12 protein-coding genes, 4 tRNA genes and 2 pseudogenes are annotated in these 17,022 nt (G+C 36.5%); all 18 read left to right on the top strand.

From position 1 onward, the window contains the following. Window positions 1-218: 218 nt before the first annotated feature. Window positions 219-1,025: a VLRF1 family aeRF1-type release factor gene (locus ACFYKX_RS15510; RefSeq protein ID WP_389361965.1), complete on the top strand. Its 807-nt coding sequence runs from the start codon at window positions 219-221 to the stop codon at window positions 1,023-1,025. A gap of 363 nt (window positions 1,026-1,388) precedes the next feature. After that, a tRNA-Lys gene (locus ACFYKX_RS15505) sits at window positions 1,389-1,464 on the top strand. A 15-nt stretch (window positions 1,465-1,479) separates the two neighbouring features. Continuing rightward, a tRNA-Glu gene (locus tag ACFYKX_RS15500) sits at window positions 1,480-1,551 on the top strand. A gap of 64 nt (window positions 1,552-1,615) precedes the next feature. After that, a tRNA-Asp gene (locus ACFYKX_RS15495) sits at window positions 1,616-1,691 on the top strand. 256 nt (window positions 1,692-1,947) lie between these two features. Beyond that, window positions 1,948-2,020 (top strand) — tRNA-Phe (locus ACFYKX_RS15490). A gap of 358 nt (window positions 2,021-2,378) precedes the next feature. After that, the gene (locus ACFYKX_RS15485) at window positions 2,379-3,845 is read left to right on the top strand and encodes a peptidoglycan DD-metalloendopeptidase family protein (protein ID WP_389361964.1); all 1,467 of its coding nucleotides are present in this window, start codon (window positions 2,379-2,381) and stop codon (window positions 3,843-3,845) included. 237 nt (window positions 3,846-4,082) lie between these two features. Next, window positions 4,083-4,787 carry a response regulator YycF gene (gene yycF / locus ACFYKX_RS15480; RefSeq protein WP_389361963.1) on the top strand — a complete coding sequence of 235 codons (705 nt, stop codon included), beginning with the start codon at window positions 4,083-4,085 and terminating at the stop codon, window positions 4,785-4,787. A gap of 6 nt (window positions 4,788-4,793) precedes the next feature. Beyond that, the gene (gene walK / locus ACFYKX_RS15475) at window positions 4,794-6,632 is read left to right on the top strand and encodes a cell wall metabolism sensor histidine kinase WalK (protein WP_389361962.1); all 1,839 of its coding nucleotides are present in this window, start codon (window positions 4,794-4,796) and stop codon (window positions 6,630-6,632) included. Further along, window positions 6,629-7,951 carry a YycH family regulatory protein gene (locus tag ACFYKX_RS15470; protein WP_389361961.1) on the top strand — a complete coding sequence of 441 codons (1,323 nt, stop codon included), beginning with the start codon at window positions 6,629-6,631 and terminating at the stop codon, window positions 7,949-7,951. Before walK ends, ACFYKX_RS15470 begins: the two co-directional genes overlap by 4 nt. Then, window positions 7,938-8,753 carry a two-component system regulatory protein YycI gene (locus tag ACFYKX_RS15465; RefSeq protein WP_389361960.1) on the top strand — a complete coding sequence of 272 codons (816 nt, stop codon included), beginning with the start codon at window positions 7,938-7,940 and terminating at the stop codon, window positions 8,751-8,753. Before ACFYKX_RS15470 ends, ACFYKX_RS15465 begins: the two co-directional genes overlap by 14 nt. Window positions 8,754-8,756: 3 nt before the next feature. After that, the gene (locus ACFYKX_RS15460) at window positions 8,757-9,551 is read left to right on the top strand and encodes an MBL fold metallo-hydrolase (RefSeq protein ID WP_389361959.1); all 795 of its coding nucleotides are present in this window, start codon (window positions 8,757-8,759) and stop codon (window positions 9,549-9,551) included. A gap of 263 nt (window positions 9,552-9,814) precedes the next feature. Then, window positions 9,815-11,038 (top strand): S1C family serine protease, encoded by a 1,224-nt coding sequence (locus ACFYKX_RS15455; RefSeq protein WP_389361958.1) that lies wholly within the window; start codon window positions 9,815-9,817, stop codon window positions 11,036-11,038. Window positions 11,039-11,193: 155 nt separating this feature from the next. Beyond that, window positions 11,194-11,352: a CxxH/CxxC protein gene (locus ACFYKX_RS15450; protein ID WP_389361957.1), complete on the top strand. Its 159-nt coding sequence runs from the start codon at window positions 11,194-11,196 to the stop codon at window positions 11,350-11,352. A gap of 80 nt (window positions 11,353-11,432) precedes the next feature. Then, complete coding sequence (gene rlmH, locus ACFYKX_RS15445; protein ID WP_389361956.1) at window positions 11,433-11,912, top strand: 23S rRNA (pseudouridine(1915)-N(3))-methyltransferase RlmH; 480 nt, start codon at window positions 11,433-11,435, stop codon at window positions 11,910-11,912. A gap of 326 nt (window positions 11,913-12,238) precedes the next feature. Next, window positions 12,239-13,081, top strand: a complete 843-nt coding sequence (locus tag ACFYKX_RS15440; protein WP_389361955.1) for a metallophosphoesterase — start codon at window positions 12,239-12,241, stop codon at window positions 13,079-13,081. 410 nt (window positions 13,082-13,491) lie between these two features. Beyond that, a pseudogene (locus ACFYKX_RS15435) lies at window positions 13,492-14,676 on the top strand (Alp7A family actin-like protein). A 9-nt stretch (window positions 14,677-14,685) separates the two neighbouring features. Then, window positions 14,686-15,267: a hypothetical protein gene (locus ACFYKX_RS15430; protein WP_389361954.1), complete on the top strand. Its 582-nt coding sequence runs from the start codon at window positions 14,686-14,688 to the stop codon at window positions 15,265-15,267. Between the two features lie 329 nt (window positions 15,268-15,596). Then, window positions 15,597-16,556, top strand: a pseudogene (ftsZ, locus tag ACFYKX_RS15425) (cell division protein FtsZ); the annotation flags it as partial. Window positions 16,557-17,022: the final 466 nt, after the last annotated feature.

Below are 17,022 nucleotides of genomic sequence, written 5' to 3'. Positions count from 1 at the left end.
CGGACTAATCTCTTGTGTTCAACATTACAATAAAGTACATGCTTAGTATAAGATTGAACCGCCGTATACGGGTCCGTACGTACGGTGGTGTGAGAGGTCGGAGGTTCGTCACCTCCTCCTACTCGATATTCCTTTAGGAAGGACATTAGTTCTATAAAAATGTTTAACAGCTATGACTCTGTGATAAAGAATACTATAAGAAATTATGGAGGTGTGCTGTGAACTATCATAAAAAACTATCAAAACTATCAAATTTTAGATCTTATAAGCCAGATAAAGTATTGTCATTATACTTACACACTGACCGAAGCCATCCTGATCAACAGCGTGGAGAGTGGAAGATTGCCTTAAAAAATGGATTTAATAAACTAGAGGAATACCTTAATGTAAGTAGCCATGAAGAGTTAAATAGACTACGTTCCATACGAAGTAAGCTTGAAAAGTATATGGAAGGATTGGAGAGAAATTTACCGAGAGGAATCGTTATATTTGCCTCAATAGATAGCAATCTTTGGGAATCATTCGAACTGCAAGTTCCTGTTCAAACAAACTTTTATTGGGAAGAGCGTCCCGTATTACAAGAACTACAATCCCTATATAAAAAATACCCCCTTACAGGACTTGTTCTTATGCAGCAAAATCAAATAAAAATATTATCATCTGTATTTACTGTTCTTCAGGATATGGAGACCATGGAATTTGATTTAGAATCTGAGGACTGGAGAAAGCATGAAGGTCCTTCACACATGAATGCTAGCTTGGGAAAGGGAGCCGTTAAAAGTGCTGCTCAGGTAGATCATTATCAGGAAAGAGTAAAGATGAATCAACACCGTTGGTTAAAAAGTCTTGGAAGTATTCTCGATAAAAAGGCTGCAGATCATAAATGGGATAAAATCATTCTAGTTGGAGATAAAGAAGAGGCTGAATTACTTAATAGTAGTATGAATAAGCAGGTAGACAAAATTATCCAAAAGAACTTATTAAATGAACATGAGCATGCTGTAATAGAAAAAGTATTGTGTTAGAAAGGTACCCCCGAATTATAGACTCTAGTAAGTCTAAGTCGGGGGTTCAACATAGGAATATGACGTAATCTTAAAGATGGGATCCTTTTTATTAAAATAAATTAAAAAATAGATTGCTATTCAATTTATAACTATGTTATTATAAAAAACGTCGGTTGAGAAAGAAACATGAAGATTCATGTTGAAACTTGTCAAACGAGTAACGAGCCATTAGCTCAGTCGGTAGAGCACGTTCGAGTAAGCTCCTATGAAATAACTTCAGAGTACACATAGAGCGGCTACTTGATTAATCATCCTGAGATGTGGACGTCGTAGATGCCAAGCAACGAGAGTTCAACAAAAAAAGTAGTTATCTTAAATAACGAGCCATTAGCTCAGTCGGTAGAGCATCTGACTTTTAATCAGAGGGTCGAAGGTTCGAGTCCTTCATGGCTCACCATTTTAGTTTCAATATGGCCCCTTGGTCAAGCGGTTAAGACACCGCCCTTTCACGGCGGTAACACGGGTTCGAATCCCGTAGGGGTCATCCAGTAAAATATAGGGAATCACTTCTTCGATCCCTATATTTTACTTTTTAAATATTTAAAGAAGGTCCCGTGGTGTAGCGGTTAACATGCCTGCCTGTCACGCAGGAGATCGCGGGTTCGATTCCCGTCGGGACCGCCATTTTTCATATATACATAGATTAATACGGCTCAGTAGCTCAGTTGGTAGAGCAACGAGCATAGCTTCTATGAATTGGCATCGAGTTGTACCCATTGAGCTGCTACTTGGTTATGCTTTCTGAAATGGGGACACGATTATCACATCAAAGAGTTAAAATTAGCTTTCAGCGTACACATCAAGCTGCTACTTGAGTAATCATCCTGAGATGTGGACGAAGGACTTTAACCATCTATATCTTAAAAATTATTATTAATACGGCTCAGTAGCTCAGTCGGTAGAGCAAAGGACTGAAAATCCTTGTGTCGGCGGTTCGATTCCGTCCTGAGCCATTATAAAAGGAGTATGTTTCATAAACATACTCCTTTTTGTTACATTACTGTAATATTACAAGGGGTTTGGTGTATTATTACACATTACTAATGGGAAATTTATCCTAATAGAACAGATTGTCAAGAAACCTAATAAAATAGCCCTTTAGAGCATATTTTCCACGATCAAAAGGCTTATATTATAACCAATTATTTCCAATAAATGAGATAAATTGTCAGTTATTATACATTCTTGTTACATTCTATGTTCTATTAATCTTTTGAAAAAGTTTTGTGGTAAAGTAAAGAAGTCGTAAAACACGTTTTTAAAATTAGTTTAAAAGCACTAAGTGTTTGTTTCGGTAGTCTAGGAGGATCAATGATGCGTATTTGGAAAAATAAGCTGTCCACACTAACGGGCAATACATCGAAAACTTTTAAAAAAGTTGCTGTATCTGCACTTGCATTTACAACTCTTTCATTAGGAGTTGGAAATAGTAGTTTAGCAGAATCATCGGGCTTAACAACCGTTTACTATGTATATCTAAATAATGAATATATTGGTACAGTTTCCAATCAAGAAATTATAGATAATATTGTTAATGAAAAATTAAATGATAGTAAAAATACTTATGATGATAACTATGAATTAACATTAGGTTCACAGCTTACATATGTTTCAGAACAAGTATTCAGATCGGCATCTAATACAAACGACGCAGAAGTTGTTGAGAAATTAGAAGAAGAACTAGCGGTTGAGGCTGAAGCATCAGCTCTAGTAATAGATGGAGAGGCAGTTGCTTATCTTCAAGATCAGGAAACTGCTGAAAATGTTATTAAAGCACTAAAGTTACAGTATGTTACAGAGGAACAATTAAATGAGCTAGAAGCTCGTAAAACTAATCCTAGTATTACATTACCACCATTAACAGAAAATGAAACTCGTATTTTAGACGTTTCTCTATCAAAAGAAGTTTCATTCTCTGGAGAAAAAGTTTCACCACAACAAGTATTAACGGTTGAGCAGGCTGTTCAACTTTTAACTAAAGGAACTTTAGAAGAAAAAACATATAAAGTTAGAGAAGGCGACGTACTAGGGTCGATTGCTGTTGCACATGATATGAAGCTTGCGCAATTATTATCTATCAATCCAGGGTTAAATGAGGATTCTCTTCTTAAAATAGACCAAGAAATTAACGTAACGTTCCTTGAGCCTCTACTCCGTGTAGTAGTTGAAAAAGAAGTATTTAAAAAGGAAACTGTTGCATATAAGAAAGAAGTCGTAGAAGACGCTTCTATGTTTAAAGGAGACACAAAAGTTAAGCAGGAAGGGAAAGATGGCCTTCGCGAAGTTACTTATAAAATCTCCGAACAAAATGGTGTAAAAGTTAAACAAGAAACAATCAGTGAAAATATGCTACAAGAACCAATCAATCATATCGTACTAAAAGGTACGAAAGTTATGCCTTCTCGTGGTGACGGTTCATTCGTATGGCCAGCTGTAGGTGGATACGTATCAAGTCATTTAGGCTATCGCTGGGGCAAAATGCACAAAGGGATTGATATTGCTAGACCAAGCAATCGTACAATTAAAGCTGCTGATAACGGAGTAGTTGTATTTGCAGGTTGGGATGGAGGATACGGGAATAAGATCATCGTTGACCACAACAATGGTTACCGTACCGTGTATGCTCATCTTTCGTCCATTACAGTTAATGTCGGCCAAACAGTACCTAAGGGATCTAAAATAGGTGTAATGGGGTCAACAGGTGACTCTACTGGTGTACATCTACATTTTGAAATTTATAAAAATGGAAGCCTTAAAAATCCTATGGATTATCTATAATAACTAACATTCAAAGTCTCTAGTTTTTACTAGAGGCTTTTTTTATAAGTTGTTTATTTACTTGGTGTTGTTACTTATTTTCGTGAAGATATATTTACCATATAAGGTATATAGATGATTACTTATTCTTATAGATGAATTCCCTCTCGTAAAATGGTAAAGTAAATGAAAGAGAACAGTATTTACTAAAAATTACAGGGTATCTTAAATCTTATTCTTTTAAAGGAGAAAAAACATATGGATAAGAAAATACTTGTTGTTGATGATGAAAAACCAATCGCAGATATTATTCAGTTTAACTTAAGAAAAGAAGGCTACGAAGTTCATTGTGCCTACGACGGTAATCAGGCCGTTCAAATGGTAGAAGAAATTAGACCAGATCTTATATTGTTAGATATCATGCTTCCACAGAAAGATGGGATGGAAGTATGTCGTGAAGTGCGTAAGAAGTATGAAATGCCGATTATTATGCTTACCGCAAAGGACTCTGAAATAGATAAAGTTCTCGGGCTTGAATTAGGTGCTGATGATTATGTAACGAAGCCATTTAGTACAAGAGAATTAATTGCTAGGGTCAAAGCGAATTTAAGGAGACATCAACCTGGTGTGTCTCACGAAGAACAAGCTACAAACGAAATTACAATTGGTTCACTAGTTATCCACCCAGATGCATACATTGTATCTAAGCGTGGAGAGAGCATTGAGTTAACTCATCGTGAATTTGAACTTCTGCATTACTTAGCAAAGCATATAGGACAAGTTATGACAAGAGAGCATCTTCTTCAAACGGTATGGGGGTATGATTATTACGGAGATGTACGAACAGTAGATGTTACTGTTAGACGTTTACGTGAAAAAATTGAAGATAATCCAAGTCACCCTATATGGATTGTAACAAGAAGAGGAGTAGGCTACTACCTGAGAAATCCTGAGCAGGAGTAGGATTTGATGAAAAAGGTAGGTTTCTTTCGGTCTGTTCATCTTAAGTTTGTATTAATATATGTCTTGCTAATTATGATTGCAATGCAGATTATTGGTGTTTATTTTGTTAGACAACTTGAGTCAACTTTACTAAAGAACTTTCAAATATCTATTGATGAAAGGGTTAACCTTCTAGCCTATTATCTTGAAGAGGAAATGGTTAAGGAAAGAGATCTTGAGGAAGATGGACCAACTCTAGAAGATGATGTTAGAAAAATTCTAACAGACTTTAAAACAACAGATATTTCTGAGGTACAGGTAATTGAGGGCTCTACATTAAAAATAATAGGGACTTCAGATCCATACAATCAAGGGATTGTTGGGCAAAGAACAACGGATACACTAATACGTCGTGTGATAGCCACATCGGACGATGACGGTGACGATGTTACGCTTATTGACCCACAGACTGGAAATCGAATATGGGTGCTTGCTACGCCTATTAAGTCAGATGGAAATGTCATTGGGGCTATTTATCTTATTGCTAAAAAAGAAAATGTATATGCTCAAATGAAAACCATTAATAATATCTTGGCGTCTGGTACAGCTATGGCCCTTATTGTTACTGCTATCCTAGGAGTTTTACTAGCTAGAACGATTACAAGACCAATTGCGGATATGCAAAGGCAAGCTTTAGCTATGACAAAAGGGAATTTTTCTAGAAAAGTTAAAGTATATGGGTATGATGAAATCGGACAATTAGCCATCACTTTTAACAACCTGACGAAAAAACTCCAAGAGGCCCATGCAACAACAGAAGGAGAGAGAAGAAAACTTTCATCGGTTCTCTCTTATATGACAGATGGGGTTATTGCTACTGATCGAAAAGGTAGAGTGATATTAATCAACGAGCCAGCAGCCAAACTGTTAAATGTTTCACGTGAAACAATCCTATCAAGTCCAATTGTCACTCTACTAGGTTTAGATGAAGAGTATACATTCGATGATTTGTTAGTGGAAAAAGAGTCTGTCATCTTAGACTATAGTACAAAAAATAAGCCGTACGTATTAAGAGCTAATTTCTCAGTTATTCAAAAAGAAACCGGTTTTGTGAATGGTCTCATTACCGTTCTTCACGATATAACGGAGCAAGAAAAAATTGATATGGAGAGGCGAGAATTTGTTGCCAACGTATCACATGAATTAAGAACACCACTAACAACGATGCGAAGTTACCTAGAAGCATTAGCAGATGGTGCTTGGAAAGATGAGAGTATTGCACCGAATTTCTTAGAAGTAACTCAAAACGAAACCGAACGAATGATTCGCTTAGTAAATGATTTATTGCAACTTTCTAAAATGGATAGTAAAGATTATCGTCTTACAAAAGAGTGGATTAATTTTGTTGATTTTTATAATCGAATTATCGATCGATTTGAGTTAACGAAAGATGAGTCCATCTCGTTTAACCGTCTTCTTCTCGATTATGCTTGTTTTGTTGAGATTGATGAAGACAAACTTACACAAGTACTAGATAATATTATTTCGAACGCGATTAAGTACTCTCCTGAGGGTGGAGTCATTACGTTCAAGATGGAAGAAAAGGGCGGTCTAGTAATTGTTTCTGTTTCTGATGAAGGAGTAGGAATTCCAAAAGAAAATATTGACCAAATCTTTGAACGTTTCTACCGAGTTGATAAAGCTAGAACAAGAAAACTTGGGGGAACAGGCTTAGGGTTAGCAATCGCAAAAGAAATGGTTGAGGCACATGGCGGGGAGATATGGGCAACGAGTATTGAAGGAAAAGGTACAACAGTCTCATTTAGCCTTCCTTATGTTCAAACAGAAGAGGATGATTGGGCATGACATATGAAAATATTAAATCCATTATATTAGCCATATTGATTGTCTTAAGTGTTCTTCTAACTTGGGGCCTATGGACTTACCAACCCAATTACGACATTATGGAAAATGCTAAAACGGTTCAAGAGGTTGCACTAAGTGAGAAAAAAGATTTGAAAGAGATAGTGAGACCTGATCGGATTTTTTACCATAGTCGAGAAAGTCACTTAGGTACCAATGATCCATTAGAGATTAATAAGACCATTAAAGAATTGAGTAGATGGAATTTTAATGACTTTCAAGATATCTCTTCTGGAGTAGATAATTTGGAGGAGTTTCTACAAGACCAAAATAAAGTTGAAATCGTCTACCCAGATATCATTCCTATCGATTTATATAAGAATGTTTTAAATATAAAAGTAAAAGATGAGCTAAACATTGGCTTTGATCGAATTGTCATTAGTTTAGAGAATACAACAAGAGAATCTGGGTTTGTTTATTTCATATCTTATAGTGAAAATACAGTTGTTCAAAGTAGGGTAACTGCTTCTTTTATTACTAACTATGAAACAAACTTTTATACGAACGCAGCTAATAATCCGAAATTCATTCGATATGTAGCTGAGGAAACTTCAGAAGGTCGCTCACTTTTTGTTACAGAAGACCCTGTAACGATGTCGTTATATAACTATTTAATTGACCCACTTCCTACGGAAAAGTTCAGGGATGCTCTGTTCAATGACCCAAGTTTCGTACAAAACAACTATATTGCTCCTATTGAAGAGTATACAGATGGATCAACGTTACTAACGATTAATCATGATCAAAACAACATTTTTTATGTGAATCCTGCACAAGAAAATGAAGTTTCCATGGGAGCTAACAATATCTTACAAAAGAGTATTGATTTTGTTAATGGACATGGTGGTTGGACTGACCCTTATCGATATGTGGGTATGGACCCATTAGGACAATCAATCGTTTTTCGTTTGTATGATCCGAATGGCTATCCAATATTTAGCGATACCGGGATATCTGAGGTTCTTCAAGTATGGGGAGAAAACGAGATTAATAAGTATTTAAGAAACAACTTTTCATTAGGGCGCAGGGTGGAATCGATGGAGATTACGCTGTTGTCAGGGAAGGATGCATTAGAAAATCTGAAAAAGTTAGATGATTTTAACCCTGAGTTTCTACAAGATTTGGTTTTAGGTTACAAGATGTCCAAAGAGACACAAGGCCCATTGGTTCAATTAGAGCCTTCATGGTTTTATAAGTATAATGATCAGTGGTGGATCTTACCTACTGATCAAAATGGAGGTTTGAAGCATGGATTGGAGTAAAATCAAAACCATCTTTATTCTCTCTTTCTTAGTTTTAGATATCTATTTAATGTATGAGTTCACAAAAATTAGACATTCAAGTCAGTATGAATTCATCAAGGAAACTTCTTTTGAAAAAAGGCTTAGCGCAGATGAAATTCAATATGTGGAACTTCCTAAGAATACGATTAGGGATAGTTATTTAAGTGCAAAACCAAAAGTATTTACAGTGGAAGAAATAGAGGAACTGAAAGATACGAAATTTGAAGGACAATCCATCAATATAGTCGAACATACTATGCTTCAGTCAGTTTTAGAGGATCCTATTTCAATAAGTGAAAAGTTTGAACCAGCTGAATTGAATAATTTTTTGAAGAATCAAGTGTTGAGTGGAGATCAATATCGTTATTGGAGTAAAAATGATACAGATCAAACCATTACGTACTATCAACAGCTTGATAATAAGCTTTTCTATAAGAATATGAGTGGGGAACTTACTTTCTATTTAAATAAGGATAATGAAATTATCTCTTATAAACAGACATTGCTAGTAGAGATTGAAGAGCTTTCAGAAGAAGAAAAAATTCTTCAGCCTATAAAAGCACTTGAAACGTTATATGAAAATGGACTATTGGAATACGGAAGTACCATTACAAAAGTGGAGCTAGGGTATTACACCCTTGTCCATTTATCATATTCATCCTCACAAGTGTTAACGCCAGCTTGGAGATTTGTCGTGGATGATAAGGAAAACCTGTTCGTTAACGCATTTGAGGGACAAATTATTCAATTAAATAATGAAGATAAAAAATGGAGTGAGTAGAAAATGACATTGCATTTTAGTGTACTCGCAAGCGGGAGTACGGGAAATGCGATTTATGTGGAGACGGAGGAACATTCATTTTTGGTTGATGCGGGTCTAAGCGGAAAGCAAATGGAGGCTTTAATCAGTCAAATCAACCGAGATATGGGGAAATTATCCGGATTACTCGTAACGCATGAACATAGCGATCACATCAAGGGAATTGGTGTGCTTGCTAGAAAATATAAGCTACCTATCTACGCAAATGAGAAAACATGGTCAGCGATGAATGGACTGATCGGAGAGATTCCTACTGAACAAAAATTCACCTTTCACATGGAAACGGTAAAAAGCTTCGGCTCTCTAGATATTGAATCTTTCGGTGTTTCACACGATGCAGCTGAACCAATGTTTTATGTTTTTCATCAGAATGGAAAAAAACTAGTTCTTATTACGGATACTGGCTATGTAAGTGATCGTATGAAGGGAATCATTTCAAATGCGGACACATACATTTTTGAGAGCAACCATGACATTCAAATGCTTAGAATGGGTAGATATCCTTGGAGTATTAAGCGAAGAATATTAAGTGATGTAGGCCATGTATCAAATGAAGATGCAGCCATTGCCATGAGTGAAGTAATTGGTGACCAAACAAAGAGAATTTATCTCGCTCATTTAAGTCAGGATAATAATATGAAAGACTTAGCTAAAATGGCAGTAACGCAAACGTTAGAAGGTCAGGGAATGAGAGTAGGAGAACAATTTGAACTTTTTAACACTGATCCAAAGATTCCGACAGCTTTAACAGCCGTATAATGTTTAATGGGACAAGAATATAGGTAAAATTAAGAATGAGGAGTATGTATCCCTCATTCTTTTTTGTACACAAATTACTAACCCGGGCCAAAGAACTTATTTCTTAAAAGATGCGAACAAATTTGGACTAAATTATGAACAAAGTCGTAAGATTTGTGGAAGTAGACACATATAATTAGATTTTTTTGATTCTCAGATTATAATTATAAGTATAAAGGAACAATAACTTTTAGCAATCGCTCGTATGAAAGGATTGGTGGAAAGTGGGATATTACGATCAGGATTATGAACAGCGTTATAAAAAACAAAAAGGAAATAGAGGAGGCATTTTTTTAGCGAGCTTAGTAGGGGCTATATTAGGGGCCATTCTAGTGATTGTCGCTTTACCTCAACTATCTGCTTTTAATGTTCTTCCTTATACCGTTCAACCGGATAATAACCTAGAGGAAGTAGATGAAAAAGCCCATGAAAATGGTGTTTCAACTACGAATGTTTCCGTAAATGTTACGACTGATATAACAAAGGCAGTAGATAAGGCAAGTGACGCGGTCGTTGGAATAACGAATTTACAAGGAGCTAGCTTCTGGGATGCAGGAGTCGGAGAAGAAGCAGGAACTGGATCCGGTGTCATCTACAAAAGAGATGGAAATAAAGCCTTTGTGGTAACAAACCACCACGTTGTCGAAGGGGCGCATTCTTTAGAAGTAACTCTAGCAGACGGTACGAAAATTCCTGCACGTTTAAGAGGTAGTGATATTTGGACTGATTTAGCTGTTTTAGAAATAGAAGCTAATAGTGTAAAAACAGTAGCTGAATTTGGAAATTCAGATGCGTTACGTACGGGTGAACCAGTTATCGCAATCGGAAATCCACTTGGACTAACTTTTTCTGGTTCGGTTACTCAAGGAATTGTTTCAGGTCTTGAAAGAGCGATTCCAGTTGATATCAATCAAGATGGAGTGATCGACTGGCAGGCAGAGGTTCTCCAAACAGATGCAGCCATCAACCCTGGTAATAGTGGAGGAGCTTTAGTGAATATATCCGGTCAAGTTATCGGAATTAACTCGATGAAAATTGCTCGTTCAGCAGTTGAAGGAATCGGTTTATCTATCCCTATTAATTATGCTATTCCGATTATTAGTGATTTAGAGGAGTTTGGCGAAGTTAAACGACCATACATGGGGGTACAGCTTCAATCAGTTAATGAAATTCCATCCTACTATCAACAAGAGGCATTAAAGCTTCCAAAAGACATTAAACATGGAGTAGCCATTAAGCATGTTGATCCAAACTCACCAGCAGAACAAGCTGGGTTACATGAGTTAGACGTTATTGTTGAGATGGATGGAGATCAGATAAATGATGTTATCGATTTAAGAAAACATCTATATAACAAAAAGAAAATTGGTGAGCAATTAAATATCAAGTTTTATCGTAATGGTGAACTACAAGAAACTGCGATGAAACTCGGTGGAGCAACTTTATAGAGAAAATTGGGTATATTAACAGGAAAGCTTCGTATAGCTTTCCTGTTTTTTTGTGCAATGGTAAGATGGAATGTGGATAAGTATCTTAGGTAAAATAAAAGTTATTAACAAACGAAATTTGTTGAAATGTAGATGACATAAAAGGGGATATAAAAATGATTTATTGTTGTGAAGAACATGTAGAAATGGCTATAGATATAGTAGTAGACGAATATGAAACCTTTCCAGTATTGTCAAAAATAACGGATGAAAACTTATCAACAGGGTGTGAATATTGTCGAAATAGAGCTATATATATGGTGGCGAACAAATGAGCGCATACAAGATGTGGATAGAAAATGTGGACATGTGGATAACTTTTGTGGATAAATTGTTTGTAAAGTGAGGACAAGGTGTGAATATCTCTTTAATAACAGTCGGAAAGCTAAAAGAAAAATATTTGAAGCAGGGAATAGATGAATATTTAAAGCGATTGTCTGGTTATGCGAAAGTTGAAGTATTAGAGGTTGCTGATGAAAAAGCGCCTGAGCAATTAAGTGATTTAGAAATGGAGCAGGTAAAGGGAAAGGAAGGAGAAAGAATCCTTTCTAAGATTAGTCCAGATACATATGTGATTGCTTTAGCTATAGATGGAAAACAAAAATCCTCAGAAGAACTAGCAGATTCAATAGACAAGCTAGCTACATACGGAAAAAGCAAAATAGCATTTGTCATCGGAGGATCACTAGGATTAAGTGATGAAGTCCTTAAAAGGGCAGATGAAAAACTATCATTCTCAAAAATGACGTTTCCTCATCAGCTGATGAAATTAATTTTATTGGAACAAATATATAGGGCGTTTCGGATTAATAGGGGAGAACCTTACCATAAGTAAGCAAATGTCTATAAGCTCCAACGTCACAAATTTGAATGGAGAACCACAATATGGGATTCTTATTTATTGGGATCATATCAATTCTATTGTACGGGGCGCTCGTCTATTATGTCGGGCGGAGCGGCTGGAGTTTATTCCAGCTTAAAGAAAGCCCGTATAAGCGTAAAATTAAGATTTTGTATATTGTTACGCTATTAATCGTCTCAACCTCTTTCATAGTGGGTCGTGTTTTCGGATTTGTCTTTTTTAATATTTTGGGTGCATATTGGATGGCTATATTTTATTTATTGATTATTATTCTTCCATTGGTGCATCTCAGTGTCTGGTTGTTAGGGCTATTCAAGGTTCCGCGTCACCATTTAAAGAAAAGGGCTGGTATTGTTACCTTAATTATTGTAATCAGCTTAGTAAGCTTTGGATCTTATAATGCTTACAGCCCAATAGTGAATAGGTACGAGATGAATATTAATAAGCCTGCGGGTGACATCAGCGAGCTAAATATTGTTATGGCTTCGGACATGCACTTTGGCCTATTGTCAAACAGAGAACATGCTGAACGTCTTGTAAAGGAAATCAACGTGCTTCAACCTGATATCGTTCTATTTCCTGGAGACGTCTTTGATGATGATGTTGAACAGTATATTCAGCAAGGAATTGACGAAGTGATGGCCGGCATTCAATCCACATATGGGGTGTACGTATCTTTAGGCAATCATGATAAGCATGAGGGCACGATGGAGCACCTCATTAAGGTGCTGGAAGACAGCAATTTGGAGGTTCTGTACGATGAGACCGTAATGATTGAGGATAGCTTTACTCTTGTAGGACGAAAAGATCTTACAGACCGCAATCGATTGCAGGTTTCAGCGCTTGTGGACAAAGTCGATATGTCGAAGCCAATCATTATGTTGGATCACCAGCCATATGAATTGGATATAGCACAGCAAAACGGCATTGACCTTCTAGTCGCAGGGCATACGCACCGTGGGCAAGTGTTTCCAGGAAATCTGTTCACCAGTAGAATATTCGAAATTGACTGGGGACACCTTCAGAAAGAGCAGTTGCACACGGTAGTTTCATCTGGATATGGTTTCTGGGGGCCGCCGATTCGCATTGGTTCTCGGGCTGAAATCGTTCAGATTACAGTAAGGTTTAACAAACAAAGCTAAGCGTGAAAAACGAACGAAGGAGTAAAGGTTGTCCAGATTCAAATAAGTTTATTTAAATGAAAAAGCCGCAGTTATAAGCAAAATAGGTTTTATGAAAGAGAAGGGGGATGTTGGTTACCGACCAATATCCTTCTTTTTTAATCCAAATAAACAGGTAAAAAAGTACCAAAATAACAAAGTTTACAATTGTGTGTACAAGTATACAAACTGTTTTCTTTTTGTGTACAAATTTGTACACGTGTATACAAACCTGTACACATGTTGGTATGGTGGGAAGTATACTTTGCTGTAAAAGTGTATACAAAGTGTATGCTTGTTTGCTTTTTTGATTACAACTTACGGCTCATTGACGCTTAGTAGATTGCTACTTTACCCTTTTTAGTAAGACATTTCTGAAGGGGTGTAGGTAGATGAGTTTTTCTAGGATTGCAGCAATTGATGTAGGAAATGATAGTGTAAAGGCTTTGTTTGGAAACGCTGACTTTGAATTGAATATCCCAAATGTGGTTGCAAGAGATACAGAGGACAGGCCAGTCATTGGAATAGAAGATTTGAATCATAAGGATCCATTAAGTGGTATACATATTTCAATCCACTCTCCGGCCCTTAAGGAAAATAATGTGATTTAGCGTGTTGGGAACCTTGCAACAAAAAGTGATCATGCAAACGAATTAGACCCTGGTAGTAGTAAGTCAGAGGAAGATCAAACATTAGTTATGCTCTTTGCTACATTGGCTCTAGATGCAGTGAGGGAAGAGAACTCTGAAACTTTTAAAAAGAATAATAATGTAATTGATGCAAACTATACTCTAGGAACTGGTTTACCACTCAGAGAAGTAAAAGAGGGCAAAGAAGTAGGTTATCGGGCACAGTTGTTAAGCTCTGTTCACCAAGTTGAATTCTTAATAACTCCGAAATACCAAGGGTTAAAAGTAAATATAAAATTTAACGAAGTGAAGGTCTATCCTGAGGGGTTTGCTGCTTATATTAATCTTGTTATGGATACGGAATTAAACATTATTAATAAAAATTTAATAGATAAACGAATACTCATTCAAGATATCGGTGGGTTATCGACCGATGTGGCTGTCATCAAAAATAGAAATGTGGATGATGATAAAGCGCAGGGCTTTAATATTGGGATATCGGAGTCATTAGAAGCCATAAGAGAAGAAATTAGAACGAGACATGGAATTGAATTAGATAGTCGGAGAGATGTTGTTGAAATTATTACAAGGAAAAATGATCGAAATCATATAATGGTCAAAGGAAGTCGGACAAGTGTTCATGATATTGTTGACCGGATTCTGTTAGAACTAGCCAAAAAACAATATCGTTTCTTACGTAATGTGTGGCAAAAAAATTCACAAACGGAGATTTGTTACTTTGTCGGTGGTGGATCAATTGTACTAAAGGATTACATTAAAACGTTAAATAACGGATTAGATGGTTACAATATTGAGTTTTTTGAAGATGAAAAAGAGAGCATTTGGATGATGGCAAATGCTTATTATAAGCTTATTGCAGATTTTGTTAGAAAAAGTACGAAAGAAACAATCGAAAATGGGACAAAAAAACAAGCCGTAACAAAATAGGGTGATGTTATGCAAAAAAGAGAAGTTGCTAGAATAAAGAGGGGACAGGCGATTACCTTTCGTATTCCCTCTAACACACCAGATCATATCATGATGCAATTACAAAGGTTAAAGGAAACAGAGAGACGAAATTTCTCTAGCAAAATGGCGGAGTTTATCTTGGAAGGGGTAAATAACTCTATTTCAAAGGAAAAGGAAGTGGTCATGATTCCTCTTCCGAAACCATTGACCAAAGTACAACGTAATTGGCTTAAACATACTCATTCAGAAGCTTTGGTAGGGAGTATTATTTATCAGTTATTAGCAGATCCAGTTCGTGCAACATCCATTCTAGCCTCTCTTAATAGCAACTCGTTAGATATTGACGATGCACTTTACCTTCAGGAAGAAAAGATTAATGATAAGCAAGTAAGCTCTAATCACAATGAATCTATAGATGAAATTCCAGTAATTGAAGCAGATGATGATCTGGAAAACTTTAATTGGGAAATGAATACTAACTTGAATACTCAATCAGAAATTCAAGACGAAATTGAGGAAGAAGATAGTGAAGATTTACTGGGTGAATTCCTGTCCAGAATGAATAAGTAGCAATGAGGGGTTCCACCTGTCAGCCGAAAAGTTATGCACTATTTAAGGGTAGAGCCTAGAAATATAGTGCCGTTAAAGCTCCATTCATACAAGGAGCACATATGCTTTACTATTCTACAATGTAGAAACTAAAGTACGGATTCTCTAGCCAAAACACATAGTTCCTTTGGTAGATATTCCTCACTGACTAACAAAAAATAGAATGATTGTACGAATCGTATATAAAGGTCTTTCTTTATTTAGTAATGGCTCTTTTCGTAGACAACAATCTTTGCGAAAAACAGCTTTAGTAATTGAAAGGTCATGGGGGCAGTAAGGAGGAATCATTCATTATGGAATTTTATACAGATATAGATCAACTAGCTAAGATTAAAGTGGTAGGTGTCGGAGGCGGAGGTAACAATGCAGTTAACCGAATGATTGACGACGGAGTCGAAGGTGTAGAATTTATTGCCATTAACACCGATGGTCAGGCTCTAAACCACTCAATGGCAGAAAATACAATTCAAATTGGTGCTTCGTTGACAAGAGGCTTAGGAGCGGGTGCAAATCCTCAGATTGGAAGACGAGCAGCTGAAGAAAGTAAACAAGAGATTCAAGAGGCATTAAAGGGTGCGGATATGGTATTTATAACAGCAGGGATGGGCGGTGGAACAGGAACAGGAGCTGCTCCTGCAGTTGCCGAAATCGCCCGAAATCTTGGAGCACTTACTATAGGTGTAGTAACTCGCCCTTTTAAATTTGAAGGACATAGGCGAGCCGTAAATGCTTCAGATGGAATTGATGCAATGAGGCAAGCCGTAGATACTCTTATCATTATTCCAAATGATCGGTTGTTGGATATAGTAGATAAAAAAACACCCATGCTTGAGGCTTTCCGTGAAGCTGATAATGTACTTAGACGAGGAGTTCAAGGAATCTCTGATCTAATTGCGGTTCCAGGCTTAATTAATCTTGATTTTGCTGATGTAAAAACGGTCATGTCACATCGTGGAACGGCATTAATGGGAATAGGAATCGCTCAAGGGGAAGGTCGTGCTGTAGAAGCAGCCCAGAAGGCGATCAACAGTCCATTGTTAGAAACCTCTATCAGCGGAGCTCAAGGTGTCATTATGAACATAACAGGTGGACGTAATTTAAGTTTATTCGAAGTTCAGGAGGCTGCAGATATTGTAGCATCAACTTCTCATGAGGATTTAAATATGATTTTTGGATCCGTTATTAATGAAAATCTAAAAGATGAGATTATTGTTACAGTTATTGCTACAGGATTTACAGAAGAAAAGGTAAAGTCTGTACAGGCTAATAATGCCTATAGATTATAAAAGTTTTTTTAAGGTATTAAACCTATACAATGAATCAACGATACCCCGGACAGCGGTTACTGATTAAAAAGTGCCTCTATCCGGGGTTTTCTTTGTTTCAATATATGGGTAGTAAGATAATGAATAAACTTAGTATATTGAATATTACGCTAATAGGAGCTACTTGTACTTCTTGCCGATGAGCTATCAACTGCAAGTAGGTTTATTACAGACCTAAAACCTTGCAATCCTGAGTGAAGTTCTCGGTTTTTTTTGTTTTCAGGGCCCCTTGGACAGATTTCTCACTTTTTTACGAGTTTTAAATAGTTTATAATGATAAGTAAATAGTAGATAATCTAAACCATAAAGCTTAAGATATAGTTATAAACTGAGACAGAAAAGGGCGTACTAAGTGACGCCTTGCTTATTGTGACATCTTTGTAAGCGCATA

The sequence above is a fragment of the Cytobacillus spartinae genome, from assembly GCF_042865285.1.
Taxonomy (GTDB): Bacteria; Bacillota; Bacilli; order Bacillales; family Cytobacillaceae; genus Robertmurraya_A; species Robertmurraya_A spartinae.
Note: the sequence above shows the minus strand (reverse complement) of the source record. Positions and strands in the feature narration are given on the sequence as shown.

Coding starts and splice junctions, on each gene's coding strand:
- ACFYKX_RS15485 (WP_389361964.1), top strand. CDS start 2,379: ATGATGCGTATTTGGAAAAATAAGCTGTCCACACTAACGGGCAATACA.
- yycF (WP_389361963.1), top strand. CDS start 4,083: ATGGATAAGAAAATACTTGTTGTTGATGATGAAAAACCAATCGCAGAT.
- walK (WP_389361962.1), top strand. CDS start 4,794: ATGAAAAAGGTAGGTTTCTTTCGGTCTGTTCATCTTAAGTTTGTATTA.
- ACFYKX_RS15470 (WP_389361961.1), top strand. CDS start 6,629: ATGACATATGAAAATATTAAATCCATTATATTAGCCATATTGATTGTC.
- ACFYKX_RS15465 (WP_389361960.1), top strand. CDS start 7,938: ATGGATTGGAGTAAAATCAAAACCATCTTTATTCTCTCTTTCTTAGTT.
- ACFYKX_RS15460 (WP_389361959.1), top strand. CDS start 8,757: ATGACATTGCATTTTAGTGTACTCGCAAGCGGGAGTACGGGAAATGCG.
- ACFYKX_RS15450 (WP_389361957.1), top strand. CDS start 11,194: ATGATTTATTGTTGTGAAGAACATGTAGAAATGGCTATAGATATAGTA.
- ACFYKX_RS15430 (WP_389361954.1), top strand. CDS start 14,686: ATGCAAAAAAGAGAAGTTGCTAGAATAAAGAGGGGACAGGCGATTACC.